The following is a 12184-nucleotide window of genomic DNA, read 5'->3' on the forward strand; positions in this document are numbered from 1 at the left end:
CTGGTCGAGCCGCCGGAGCCGCTAGGCGGAGGCGTGTCGAGACCAACACGGTCCCTCCGCGCTCGATGGGACTGTGTTGGTCTCGACACCGCTCGCTGGCGCTCCGGGCTCGACCAGCGGGGGCTACGGCGCTGCCGGGCTGCTCGGCGGGAGCGCCGGGTCACACGTCGGCGGGTCACCCGGCTCGGCAGTCTGGGTGGCCGAGGCCGACGGGTTGGCCGGGTCTGTCCCAGGCACCAGTGTCTGACAGCTCGGCAGGGCCTCCTCCTTCGTCGAGACGAAGATGATCACCTCGCCGTCCTGCGCGAGCGGAGTGCCCTTGGCCGGGGTCTGCTCGACGACGGTGCCCTTGGGCTCCTCGGTGTTGGGCTCGTCCTTGCGTACGGGCGTGAAGCCGGCGTTGCGGAGGATCTCCTCCGCCTGCTCGGCCGTCTTGCCGACGACGTTCGGGACCTTGTTCGGGCCCTTGGAGACGGTGAGGGTCACGACGGTCGACTTGCCGGTGGTGACGCTCTCTCCGTCGACCGGGTCGGACTCGATCACGATTCCCTTGTCCTTGTCGGATTCGGCCGTCTCGATCTTCACCGTGAAGTTGTAGGGATCGCCCTCGAGGAGCTCCTTGGCCGTCTTCTGTGGCGACCCGATCACGTTGGGCATCTCCCGGTTGGGTGGACCGGTGGAGACCGTCAGGGTGACCGTGCTGCCCTCTTCGACGTCCTGGCCGGCGGGCGGGTCCTGAGAGATCACGACGCCGACCGCAACCGTGTCACTCGCCTCCCGCTTGACCTCACCCTTCAGCTTGGCCGTGCTCAGCTCGGCCCTCGCCTTTTCCTCGGTCAGGCCGGTGACGTCGGGTGCCGGCGTGGTCTGCGGGCCGAGGGCCGCAGGCAGGAAGTAGGCACCCAGCCCGATGAGGCCGATGATGACCAGGCCGAGCAGGATGAGCACCCACGGGCGCGGGCCCTCGGGGCGGTCGTCCTGAGGCGGGTAGTAGCCACCGTTGGTGGGGTCGCCACCGTACGGGCCAACAGCGCGGTTCTGGGCGACCTGAGTCTGGTCCATGCTCGGCGGCACGGTCGCCTGGACCGGACGTCCGGCGAGGTAGCGCTCGATGTCGGTGCGCATCGCCTGCGCGGACTGGTAACGATCCTCGACCCGCTTGGCCAGCGACTTCATCACGATCGCGTCGAGCTCACGGGTCAGCGTCGGGTCGTGGGCCGAGGGAGGCTGGGCCTGCTCGCGTACGTGCTGATAGGCCACCGAGACCGGAGAGTCGCCGACGAACGGAGGACGGCCGGTGAGCAGCTCGTAGAGGAGGCAGCCGGCCGAGTAGACGTCAGAGCGGGCGTCGACCTGCTCGCCACGGGCCTGCTCGGGGCTGAGGTATTGGGCGGTGCCCACGACGGCCGCGGTCTGGGTCATCGTGGACTGGGCGTCGTTGAGTGCCCGGGCGATGCCGAAGTCCATCACCTTCACGTCACCGGCGGGCGTCAGCATGACGTTGCCCGGCTTGATGTCGCGGTGGATGATCCCGTTGCGGTGGCTGTAGTCGAGAGCATTGAGTACGTCGGAGCTGATCTCCAGCGCCCGCTCGGGCAGGATCTTGCGACCCTCACGGAGTACGTCGCGCAGCGTGCGGCCGGCGACGTACTCCATCACGATGTAGGGCTGGGCGACGCCGTCGTCGGACTTCTCCTCGCCGGTGTCGTAGACCGACACGATCGAGGGGTGGTTGAGTTTCGCCGAGGACTGCGCCTCGCGCCGGAAACGCGCCTGGAAGGTCGCGTCGCTGGCGAGATCGACCCGCAGGCGCTTGATCGCGACCACCCGACCGAGCCGGTGGTCGGTGCCCTTGCGGACCTCCGCCATGCCGCCGCGGCCGAGCAGCTCGCCGACCTCGTAGCGACCGGCCAGGAGAGCTCCCTCAGCCATTGCCGCCCCCGTTGCCGTTGCCGCCGCCGCCAGTCTCGTCGCCGGGGAGCTCCGGGATGCCCCAGTCGGAGGATTCTCCGTCGGTCGGCTCCTCCTCGTCGCTCTCTTCCTCGTCGGGCTCCTCGTCGGCGGGAGGGGGCTCGACCACGGGGCGCTCGCCGTAGTAGCGGATGGTGATCGGGTCGCCCTCATAGAGGTTGCGGGTCGGGTCGAGGCCGGCGACCGTGTCGGGCTCGTAGCTGCCGTCGTTGTCCTGGACCGCCACCTTGACCTTCAGACCGAGGTTGTCCAGCTCGGAGCGCACCTCATCGACGTTGCGGCCGATGTAGGCGTCCTCGTCGATCTCGACGGCCTTCGGCTCCTCCTCGGGCTCCTCCGACGGGGTGGGAGTGGGGGTGGCCGAAGGGGTGGTGGACGTGTCGTTGGCCGGAGGGGTCTTCGGATCCGCGGCCAGGGTCGAGATGATCCAGATGATCGCGACGATGACGGCCACGAGCATCAGGATGACGATGATGTTGAACGGTTTCTTGTACCAGGGCTTCTGCTCGTCGTCCTCGTCGTAACGGTCGTACGGGTCCTGGTAGCGAGGCGGCGGCGGGCCCTCGGGACCGCCCGCGGCGCCCTGCATGCCGACGTAGTTCTGAGTGGGTGAAGGCACCGGGTCCATGACCGACGTCGCGGTCGCGTCGCCGGGCGCCGCGGCGACGACGGTGGTGGCATCGGCGTCCTGGTCAGCGGCGCCGTGACCGATCATCGCGCTGGTGAACGCGGCTGCGTCGGCGTAGCGGAGGGTCGGGTCCTTCTGCAGGCTCCGCATCACGATCGCGGCCAGATCGGCCGGGACGTGGTCGGGCAGCGGCGGGACCGGGTCGTGCAGGTGGGCGATCGCGGTCGCGACCGGGGTCTCCTTCTGGAACGGCCGGTAGCCGGCCAGACACTCGAAGGCGACCACGCCGAGGGAGTAGACGTCGGAGGCCGGGGTGGCCTTCTCACCGCGCGCCTGCTCCGGGCTGAGGTATTGAGGTGTGCCCATCACCTGGCCGGTGCCGGTGATGCCGGTCGAGGCCTGCGCTCGGGCGATGCCGAAGTCGGTGACCTTCACCTTGCGCTGCGGGGTGATCAGGAGGTTGGCGGGCTTCACATCACGGTGGACGATGCCGGCCCGGTGCGCGGCGGCCAGGGCGTCGCCGGCCTGACCGAGGAGGTCGCGTACGACCTCGGGGGCCAGGGGCCGCCCGTCACGGATGAGCTCCGAGAGCGGCTTGTGGTCGACGAGCTCCATCACCAGGAACGGCCGCATCAGGCCGGAGGCGGTCGGCATCTCGCCGACGTCGTAGACGGCCACCACGTTGGGGTGGTGGAGCGCCGCGGCATGCTTCGCCTCGGACTCGAAACGGGAGCGGCCGATCGGGTCCTCGGCGTGCTCGGGCTTGAGGAGCTTGATCGCGACCTCGCGGTTGAGGGTCGTGTCGGTCGCTCGCCACACCTCGCCCATCCCGCCGGTGCCGATGAGCTCGTGGAATACGTAACGACTCATGAGATCGCTGCCTCCATCATGGCCTTCGCGATAGGTCCGCCCAGCCGTCCGCCGGCGATTTCGCTGCGTTCGGTGCCGCTCTTCTGGACCATCACGGCGACCGCGATGGACGGGTTCTCCGCCGGGGCGAACGAGGTGAACCAGGCGTACGGCGGCTTGTCCGGCGTGGTCTGTGCGGTGCCGGTCTTGCCGGCGACGCTCACGCCGTCGATGGCCGCCGCCTCGGCGGTGCCGTTGTCGACGGTGCTGACCATCATCTGGGTCAGGATCTCGGCGGTGTCCTGCGAGACCGCGGGCTGGTTGTCGATCGCGGTCGGGTTGCCCTGGTCGATGACGTCGAGCGAGGAGGAGGTGACCCGGTCGACGAGGTAGGGCTTCATGACCTCGCCCCCGTTCGCGATCCCTGCCGAGACCATCGCCATCTGCAGCGGGGTCGCGATCACGCTCTGCTGACCGATCGCGGCACGGGCCTGCTCGGCCTTGCCGTCGTTGGGCGGGTACTGGCTCTTGGCCAGCGGGCCGATGTCGTCGAGGTAGTCCTGGCCGAAGCCGAACCCCTCGGCCTGGTCCTGCATCTCCTCGTCGGAGAGCTCCATCCCGAGTGAACCGAACGCGGTGTTGCAGGAGACCTCGAGAGCACGGGTGAGGGTGATCTGCTCGCCGCCGCAGCTGGTGCCGTTGAGGTTGGGCAGATCGGTCGTGGTGCCGGGGAGGTCGAGCGACGCGCCGCCGTAGACCATGCTGTCGCCGTCCATGCCGAGGTTCTCGATCGCGGCCGCGGCGGTGACGAGCTTGAAGGTCGATCCCGGCGGCAGCGCGGTCTGGATGGAGCGGTTGAGCAGCGGCTCGTTGTCGTCCTTCGAGAGCTGGTTGTAGGACTTCTGCGCGGCGCTCTGGTCGTTGGTCGCCACCCGGTCCGGGTTGTAGGTCGGGGTGGAGGCCATCGCCAGGATTCGACCGGAACTCGGCTCGATCGCGACGGCGGCCGCCTGGACGTCCTCGCCGAGCGCGGTCAGGCCCTCGTACGCAGCGTCCTGGACCTTGGGGTCGATGGTGAGCTCGACGTTGCCGCCGGCCGGTTCGGAGTTGGTGACCAGGTCGACCAGGCGGTTGGTGAAGAGCTTGTTGTCCTTGCCCGACAGCACCGAGTCCTGGGATCGCTCGATCCCGGTCTGGCCGTAGGAGAAGGACATGAAACCCGTGATCGGGGCGTACTTCTTGCCGCCGGGATAGGTGCGCTGCCACTCGAAGGTGTCGTCGCTCGGCTTGCTGGTGGCGATCGCCCTCTTGCCGACCAGGATGTCGCCTCGCTGCTGCGAGTAGGCCTCTTCGGTGACCCGTCGGTTGTCGGCTCGGTTGTTGTACCAGCTGGCCTTGAAGAACTGGACGTAGGTCACGTTCAGCATCAGCGCCACGAACAGGATCAGGCAGCCGACGCTGAGCGTGCGGATGGGGCGGTTCACTTGCTCATCGCCCCTTTGTCGAGCTTGACGATCTGGGTCTCCTCAGCGGCGAGGTCTTCATCGGACGGCGCCGTCGGCAGTGGACGGCGGGACTGGTCCGAGACGCGCAACAGCAGGGCCACGATCACCCAGTTGGCGACCAGCGAAGACCCACCATACGAGAGGAACGGTGTGGTCAGACCAGTCAGCGGGATGAGCCCGGTCACGCCGCCGACGACCACGAAGGTCTGCAGCGCGATCGAGGTGGCGAGGCCGACGGAGAGCAGCTTGCCGAAGTCGTCGCGGGCCACGATCGCCGTACGCAGGCCGCGCTCCACGATCAGGCCGTAGCAGAGCAGCAGCGCCAGGAGCGCGGTCAGACCGAGCTCCTCGCCGATCGCCGGGATGATGAAGTCGGAGTTGGCGTAGGGGATCCGCCAGGGCTGGCCGGAGCCGAAGCCGCGACCGATCATGCCGCCCCAGGCCATCCCGAACAGGCCCTGGACCAGCTGCTCCGAGGAGGTGCCGTTGACGGCCTCCGGGTAGTACTCGAACGGGTTCAGCCAGGTCAGCACGCGGACGCGGACGTGGCTGAACAGGCTGAGCGCGGCGAAAACCCCGCCTGCGAAGAGCAGGCCGCCGACGACGATCCAGCCCTTGCGCTCGGTCGCGACGTACAGCGTCACCACGAAGAGGCCGTAGAACAGCAGGCTTGAGCCGAGGTCGCGCTGCAGCACCAGGATCGCGAGGCTGATCGCCCACATCATCAGCAGCGGCCCGAGGTCGCGGCCGCGGGGCAGGTCGATGCCGGCGAATCGGCGCCCCGCCAGGGCGAGCGCGTCGCGATGGACCGCCAGATAGCCGGCGAAGCAGATCACCAGCAGCACCTTGGCGACCTCACCGGGCTGGAAGCCCACCGGACCGACGTTGATCCAGATCCGGGCGCCGTTGATCTCCTTGCCGATGATCGGCAGCATCGGCAGGATCAGCATGACCACCGCGCCGAGGCCGGCGGTGTAGGTGAACCGCTGCAGCATCCGGTGGTCGGGCACGAAGAAGAGCGTGATCAGGAACAGCGCCACGCCGATCGTCATCCAGGTCAGCTGCTGGCCAGCGAAGTCCGCATTCTCAGCCGCCGGGCGCGACAGGTCGAGCCGGTGGATCACGGCCAGACCGAACCCGTTGAGCATCGCCACCAGCGGAAGCAGCACGGGGTCGGCGTACGGAGCCAGCAGACGTACGCCGATGTGGGCCGCCACCAGGAGCGCGACCAGCCAGGTGCCGTAGCCGACGATGTCGACCGGGATCTCCTCCTTCACCCCCAGACCGACCGCGGCGTACGCGCCGATCCCGACCGCCAGGGCCAGGATCATCAGGACCAGCTCCGCTCCCCGCCGCGACCGGTGGACGAAAACGGGCATCGAGCTTGCCGGAGTGAACCCGCTCATGACCCGCTTCCCGCGTCCGCGGCGCTCTGGTCCGCGAGAGACTGCACCTTCTCCTGGGCGCCGGCCAGGTCCTTGCTGTGGATGCCGTCCTCGAGCTGGTTCTGGTAGGTCTCGGCCAGGTCGTCGACCTTCAGGTTCGAGGTCTGGTAGGGCTCGGAGAGGTCGAGGCCGATCATCGTGGTGGGGACGCCACGGAAGATCGTGACGTTGCCCTCCTGCTCGCCGATGTACCACTGGTTCTGGGACCAGACGAACGCCGTCGCGGCGGCGACCCAGATGACACCGATGAGGGTCAGCAGCCCGAAGGCCCAGCGCAGCTTCAGATACTTGGCCGGCGCCTGGAGTGCGTAGCGCATCTCCTCCGGATCGGCGGCGATCGCGCCGTCGGGGATCTCCTCGTCGATCGGTTCGAGCTCGCCGGTGTCGCCCATCCGGTGACCACGGAACAGCGCGGTCATCTGACCGGTCTTGGTGGTCCTCCGCTTGAGCTCGGCCGCCGCACCCACCATCTGGGCCTCGAGGCCCGGGGACGGGATGGTGTCGCTGGGCACCACGTCGGCGACCACGCAGGTCACGTTGTCGGTGCTGCCGGAGTCGAGGGAGACCCGGACCAGCTCGACCGCTGCGTACTCGGGCGTGCCGGTGGCCAGGATGTCGGCGATCCGCGGGTCGTCGACATAGCCGCAGACACCGTCGCTGCAGAACATCAGCCGGTCGCCGGCGGCGAGGTCGACGATGAACAGGTCGGGCTCGAGCTCCCGGGTGCCGTCGAGGGCCTTGAGGATCAGGTTGCGGTGGGGGTGGGTCTTGGCCTCCTCCTCCGTGATCCTCCCCTCGTCGAGAAGCGTCTGCACGAAGGTGTGGTCGTGGGTGACCTGGTGGATCGCGCCGTTGCGGAGCAGATAGGCGCGGCTGTCGCCGACGTGGCCGACGGTCAGCTTGGAGCCGTCGAAGAGGCCCACGGTCGAGGTCGTGCTGGTGCCGTTGAGCGTCGGGTCGTGGTCGACCAGGTGGCCGATCTCGTCGTGGGCCATGTGCAGCGCGTGGGAGACGAGGCCGATCAGGTCGTCGTCGACCAGCCCGAGGGCCGGCTCCTCGTCGAGCTTGCGCAGCTGCTGGACGGCGGTGCTGGAGGCGATGTCGCCACGGGCAGCGCCGCCGACACCGTCGCAGACGGTCAGCAGCCAGGGTCCGGCGTACCCGCTGTCCTGGTTGTCCTTGCGCACCCGGCCGACGTCCGAGACCGCCGCGAACTCGAGGCGGAAGGGTCGTCCGTCGGCAGAGCCGGGACTGGGTGCGGGGTCGGGGGTGGGGTCGGTCGCAGCGGTCACTTGCGCAGCTCCAGGATTGTTTTACCGATCCGCACCTGGGTCCCGAGAGAGATGGCGGTCGGCTGATTGATCCGGACGGACCCGATGTAGGTGCCATTGGTCGATCCGAGGTCCTCCACGAACCACTGGTCGCCGGAGACGGCGATCCGGGCGTGGCGGGTGGAGGCGTAGTCGTCATCGAGGATGATCGCGGCATCGCTGCCGCGGCCGATGACGATGGGTGCCTGCGAGAGAGGCACGGTCACACCGGCGTTGGAGCCGGTGGTGACGGCGACATGCGTGGGTACGCCGCGCCGCGGTGCCCTCGCTGCGGCAGCCTTGCCGCGAGCCGGCGGGGCCGCGGGCTGGCCGCCGGCGGAGGCGTTGGTGACCCGCGCGCCGAACATGTCGGAGCGGATCACCGACAACGCGGCCAGCACGAAGATCCACAGGATCGCCAGATAGGCGACCCGGATGAGGAAAAGGGTCAGCTCGCTCAACGGCGCTCCTCCACGATATGCGCGGTGATGACGGTGGTGCCGATGCGCACCTGAGAGCCGTCGTCCAAGGTGGCACTCGCCATCTTCTGCCCGTTGACCAGCATGCCGTTGGTCGAGCCGAGGTCATAGACCTCGACGCGCACACGGTCGCCGGCCTGCTTCGAGCGGAACTCGATGTGGCGGCGGCTGATGCCAGGGTCGTTGATGCGCAGGTCCGCGTCGGTGCCCCGTCCCACGACGAGGTTGCCGTGGAGCGGGTGCCGGGTGCCGTTGATCTCCAGGTAAGCCTGCGCACGGCTCACCTGGGTGTCGCTCATGTCGGCGCCGGAGACGGCAGCCTGGGCGCGGCTGCGCACCCGGAACCGGCCGATCGTCAGGTCCTTCGCCTCGCCGAACTCGATGCTCACGGGGCCCGGGAAGACGAACCCCTGCGCCTCGGCGTGGTCCATCAGCTGGCGCTTCAGCTCTTCCTTGAGGTGGGGTCCGTACGACTCCAGCTTGCCGAGGTCGCTGGAGGACAGCTCCACGAAGAAGTCGTTGGGCACCAGGCGCCGCTGGCGGCTGAGCACCTGGGCGTTGTTGTCGATCTCGCGCTGGAGCGCGGCGACGATCTCCACCGACTTCACCTCGGACCGGAACGCCTTCGCGAAAGCGCCTGAGATGAGCTGCTCCAACTTCTGCTCGAACTTCTGCAGGCCGCTCACGTTGTTGCGCTCCTCTCAGGTGCCGGGGTGGGCCGGTCGGGGTGGGTGGTCAGTCGCGTACGGGCATAGTGGTCCCCGGGATTCGGCCCGATCGTATCGGTGCACCCTAGGGGATCTGCCACTTCCCGCATTCTGCGTGGTTTCGATCCTCCCACGATCGGGTGACCACCAGCGTCAAGGCGAGCGGGGTGCCGTCGTTTTGGGTCGGTGGGCGCCCGTGGGCTAACGTTTCCTGTGCTGCACGCGCGAGTGGCGGAATAGGCAGACGCGCACGGTTCAGGTCCGTGTGTCCGAAAGGACGTGGGGGTTCAACTCCCCCCTCGCGCACGTGGGTAACTGAGAGGCCCCGGGTCGATGACCCGGGGCCTCTCAGCGTTCCTATCCCGTTGCGCCACCTTGGCCGTTGCGTCGCCGAACCGTGCCTGTGGGGTCTTGTTTCAGGCGGCAGCGTCAGGATCCCTTGCTGGCGGGAGACGAAGGCGCTCGCGTGGAGGCTAGGACTTGCAACAGTTCGCCCGCCGTGAGTCCAGTGCTTCCGTCATCTGTCGCCTGCGGCGGCGCCCCTAGGACCCGGCGTCCGAACTCCTCGCGCATGCGGTCCCTTGCGCCCTGTTCTTCGACAACGCCGATGAAGCCTTCGAAGGAGTCGAGCTGGACCTGGATCGACCTAGCCCACTGCCCAAATGTGTAGTGCGACGAGGCGAGCTTCGCGCCGTAGGCGGCGCCTCCAGCTAGCAGCAACGTGAGGGCCAGGTGCCGGGACAGTTCCGTCCAAGAAGCGAGTGATTCCTTCGATACTCCGGCCGTCCATGCGATGGCCATCGCGGCGGCAAGAGCAGCTACCGAGAGTACACGGAGCGCCGCCCCTTTCCAGCGCTCGTTGCGCGCCAGGGTCTCGAAGTGCGTCGAGAGATTTCGACTCGCCTCTTGGGCCCTAAGGTCCTTGAGACTCGCCCTTTGAGTCTCAAGGTCGGTGGATGCCTCCTTCACATCCCTCAGAGCCTTCTGTACGTCGTCGAGCAAACTCGACTTGGTCTCGGCGAGGTGATCCAGAAGCGAGAGGTGCACAATCGCTTCCCGTATTGCCGTGAGCCGGTGATCCCACCAGTTCATTGCCTCTTCGAACGGCAGCGTGATCCCCCCGGCGCTGAAGATCACGTGGTCCCGGTATTCGCCATGAACTCGGCGGGCGTCATGAAGAGCCGCCCGATAAGCATCTGCTGCTTTCGGGACGATCGACCGAATCCGCGAGCGGACCTCGGCCGGCGGGCCCTGAAGGTCGAAGTTTTCCAGCGTCTTACGAGCCTCATCGCAAGCAGTCTGCTCGCGTAGAAAGTGAGTTAGCGTGCGGCTCTCGGCCCTTTCTAACTCCGCCGGCGTAGGCATCGCTCCAGCAGGCATCGGCATCTGCCCACCACACGTACCGATCTCAATCGTGAGCTCGTATAGCTTTCCAAGAACCCACCCTTCTTGACCGTCGACGGAGTCGACATCTAGGCGGCCGAGGGCCGTCTTAAGTTCCTGCTCGGGGTACAGCAGAACCTGCTGTGAACGCTCCGACGAGTTCTCACTCATTCTCTGCTGGTGCTTCTTTCTCCGCCGCTGGTGGGGCACTCGTTCAGGGGCGAGCCTAGTGCGTTGCTCCGGCACTTCACTGGAGTCCACTCGTTACGTTGAGGGGCACCACCGATTGTGGGTACGGACCCCGTGGGCATGGGAGCGCCCCGAGGTACGCGAAGCGCTGGTCAGTCGCGACATGGGCGGCGTGTTCCGGGCGATGCAGCAGTACGCCGGGTTGAGCCAGGCGCGGATCGCGGCGGCGACGGGCCTGTCGCATTCGAGGGTCAACGAGGTCATCAACGGCCGCCGCGAGATCACCAAGCTCGACGTGTTCGAGCGAGTTGCCGACGGGTTGGGGATTCCGGCCGAGAGCCGACGCATCCTCGGGCTCGCACCTGCCCGCACATCGGGGCACGCGACCCTGCCGACCTCTCGGCCTATCCGGAAGTCGTCAATGTCTACCGCGACCAGGGCTTCGCACGAGAGGAGATCGCGGCGCAGCTGCAGATTGCCTCGAGCATCGATGTGCTTGCGATCCGCGGCCTTGGTTTGCTTGGACTCAAGGATTCGCTACTACGCTCGCGACTTACCGGTGGCGCCGAGACCAACGTACGCATCATGCTCCTCGATCCTGACAGCGACGTGACAGCGGCCAGAGCGGTCGAGGTGGGCGAGACTCCGCAGGAGTTCGCAGCGGGCATCCGGATGACGATGTCTCGGCTGGAGGGACTGCCCGGAGTGCAGGTCTACCTTTACGACCAGATGCCCGTGTGGCGCGTGATCCGGCTCGATACCGTCATGTTCGTATCCACCTTCGGCACCTGGGAAGGACACGAGTCAGCGATGTACAAGGTCATCGCCACCCCACGGGGCCCCTCTTCCACGGCCTCCTGCGGCACATCGAGGCCCTGACGTTGCGGCCCATCGCGACCCAGTCAGCAGATCAAGGAAAGGCGGAACTGTGAGCGGACTCGTCGAGGTCGAACTAAAGGCCAAGGTCGGCGAAGTGGAGCACATTCGGACCGAGCTCGAACGCCTTGCTCCTGGGGTCGATGAGACCTACCACGACACCTACTACGACCTTGCCGATGAGACCCTCACCGCCCGCGACCAGGAGCTTCGGGTCCGGACTGTGACCAACGATGCCGGCAGTCGCTCGCTGTTGACGTTCAAGACCTCGCCAGTCGAGGAGGCTTCGGGTTCACGGCCCGAGCACGAGACCGAGCTTGCCGACCCGGCCGTCGCTGACACCGTCCTGAAGGCTCTGGGGGCGGTGGAGGTGATCGCGTTCCGCAAGCTTTGCCGCAATCACCGGTTCAATGCCGAGGGTCGTGAGGTTCTGGCGACGCTCGTCGAGGTGCCGGAGATCGAAGGCACCTATCTGGAGGTCGAGACACTGTCGCCCGACGACGAGGTCGAAGCGGGCCTGAGCACGATCCGGACCGTCCTCGCAAGGCTCGGGATCGGCGATGGCGACCTCACTAAAGAGACCTATACCGGAGCCGTCGCCGCTGCTAGGCAGCCTGAAGGCGAATAGTTCGTAGGAGCGCCGTGGGGTCATGGTTCGCCGCGTTCAGCCCACGTGACGACGCGTACAACCGGTCTGGGGCGACAGTTGCGGCGGCGGAGGGTGGGTTGCGCACGATGTCCGTCCCCTCGCGCACCACCGCCGAGAGAACTGCCTTCTGATTGGGCAGAAGGCAGTTAACGCATTTCCGATGCTTCGCTAGGTCTAATCCACCGGTGAGGGC

At 67.4% G+C, this 12184-nt stretch carries 11 protein-coding genes and 1 tRNA gene; 4 read left to right on the forward strand and 8 right to left on the reverse strand.

Going from position 1 to position 12184, the window contains the following annotated elements; all coding sequences use genetic code 11:
* Positions 1–123: 123 nt before the first annotated feature.
* Genes pknB through ABTW65_RS18270 form a run of 7 tightly spaced genes read right to left on the reverse strand, consistent with a single transcriptional unit; the run spans position 124 to position 8873 of the window.
* Complete coding sequence (gene pknB / locus ABTW65_RS18240; protein ID WP_350662589.1) at positions 124–1932, reverse strand: Stk1 family PASTA domain-containing Ser/Thr kinase; 1809 nt, start codon at positions 1930–1932, stop codon at positions 124–126.
* Entirely contained in the window at positions 1925–3469 is a 1545-nt protein-coding gene (locus ABTW65_RS18245; RefSeq protein ID WP_350662591.1) for a protein kinase domain-containing protein, read from the reverse strand. The genes pknB and ABTW65_RS18245 overlap by 8 nt, the downstream gene beginning before the upstream one ends.
* Positions 3466–4932, reverse strand: a complete 1467-nt coding sequence (locus tag ABTW65_RS18250; RefSeq protein WP_350662594.1) for a peptidoglycan D,D-transpeptidase FtsI family protein — start codon at positions 4930–4932, stop codon at positions 3466–3468. The genes ABTW65_RS18245 and ABTW65_RS18250 overlap by 4 nt, the downstream gene beginning before the upstream one ends.
* A complete protein-coding gene (locus tag ABTW65_RS18255) occupies positions 4929–6359 on the reverse strand; it encodes an FtsW/RodA/SpoVE family cell cycle protein (RefSeq protein WP_350662596.1) in 1431 nt (476 codons plus the stop codon). Before ABTW65_RS18255 ends, ABTW65_RS18250 begins: the two co-directional genes overlap by 4 nt.
* Positions 6356–7690: a PP2C family protein-serine/threonine phosphatase gene (locus ABTW65_RS18260; RefSeq protein ID WP_350662598.1), complete on the reverse strand. Its 1335-nt coding sequence runs from the start codon at positions 7688–7690 to the stop codon at positions 6356–6358. The genes ABTW65_RS18255 and ABTW65_RS18260 overlap by 4 nt, the downstream gene beginning before the upstream one ends.
* Positions 7687–8169 (reverse strand): FHA domain-containing protein FhaB/FipA, encoded by a 483-nt coding sequence (locus tag ABTW65_RS18265; RefSeq protein WP_141802030.1) that lies wholly within the window; start codon positions 8167–8169, stop codon positions 7687–7689. The genes ABTW65_RS18260 and ABTW65_RS18265 overlap by 4 nt, the downstream gene beginning before the upstream one ends.
* A complete protein-coding gene (locus ABTW65_RS18270) occupies positions 8166–8873 on the reverse strand; it encodes an FHA domain-containing protein (protein ID WP_350662600.1) in 708 nt (235 codons plus the stop codon). Before ABTW65_RS18270 ends, ABTW65_RS18265 begins: the two co-directional genes overlap by 4 nt.
* A gap of 243 nt (positions 8874–9116) precedes the next feature.
* Here ABTW65_RS18270 and ABTW65_RS18275 point away from each other — a divergent pair.
* Positions 9117–9200: transfer RNA gene (locus ABTW65_RS18275), tRNA-Leu, on the forward strand.
* 123 nt (positions 9201–9323) lie between these two features.
* Here ABTW65_RS18275 and ABTW65_RS18280 read toward each other — a convergent pair.
* Complete coding sequence (locus ABTW65_RS18280) at positions 9324–10448, reverse strand: hypothetical protein (protein ID WP_350662602.1); 1125 nt, start codon at positions 10446–10448, stop codon at positions 9324–9326.
* 181 nt (positions 10449–10629) lie between these two features.
* Here ABTW65_RS18280 and ABTW65_RS18285 point away from each other — a divergent pair, with 181 nt between their 5' ends.
* From ABTW65_RS18285 to ABTW65_RS18295, 3 genes are read left to right on the forward strand one after another with little or no spacing between them, the layout of a single operon-like run.
* Positions 10630–11079: a helix-turn-helix domain-containing protein gene (locus ABTW65_RS18285; protein WP_350662604.1), complete on the forward strand. Its 450-nt coding sequence runs from the start codon at positions 10630–10632 to the stop codon at positions 11077–11079.
* On the forward strand, positions 11052–11345 hold the full coding sequence (locus ABTW65_RS18290; RefSeq protein WP_350662606.1) for a hypothetical protein: 294 nt from the start codon (positions 11052–11054) through the stop codon (positions 11343–11345). Before ABTW65_RS18285 ends, ABTW65_RS18290 begins: the two co-directional genes overlap by 28 nt.
* A gap of 49 nt (positions 11346–11394) precedes the next feature.
* Entirely contained in the window at positions 11395–11970 is a 576-nt protein-coding gene (locus ABTW65_RS18295; protein WP_350662608.1) for a class IV adenylate cyclase, read from the forward strand.
* Positions 11971–12184 lie beyond the last annotated feature (214 nt).

It is taken from the genome of Nocardioides sp. NPDC127503 (genome assembly GCF_040302165.1).
Taxonomy (GTDB): domain Bacteria; phylum Actinomycetota; class Actinomycetes; order Propionibacteriales; family Nocardioidaceae; genus Nocardioides.

Bases quoted from the DNA above. Each gene is read 5' to 3' on its own strand.
- ABTW65_RS18285 (WP_350662604.1), top strand. From the start codon at position 10,630: ATGGGCGGCGTGTTCCGGGCGATGCAGCAGTACGCCGGGTTGAGCCAG.
- ABTW65_RS18255 (WP_350662596.1), bottom strand. From the start codon at position 6,359: ATGAGCGGGTTCACTCCGGCAAGCTCGATGCCCGTTTTCGTCCACCGG.
- pknB (WP_350662589.1), bottom strand. From the start codon at position 1,932: ATGGCTGAGGGAGCTCTCCTGGCCGGTCGCTACGAGGTCGGCGAGCTG.
- ABTW65_RS18290 (WP_350662606.1), top strand. From the start codon at position 11,052: ATGCTCCTCGATCCTGACAGCGACGTGACAGCGGCCAGAGCGGTCGAG.
- ABTW65_RS18245 (WP_350662591.1), bottom strand. From the start codon at position 3,469: ATGAGTCGTTACGTATTCCACGAGCTCATCGGCACCGGCGGGATGGGC.
- ABTW65_RS18280 (WP_350662602.1), bottom strand. From the start codon at position 10,448: ATGAGTGAGAACTCGTCGGAGCGTTCACAGCAGGTTCTGCTGTACCCC.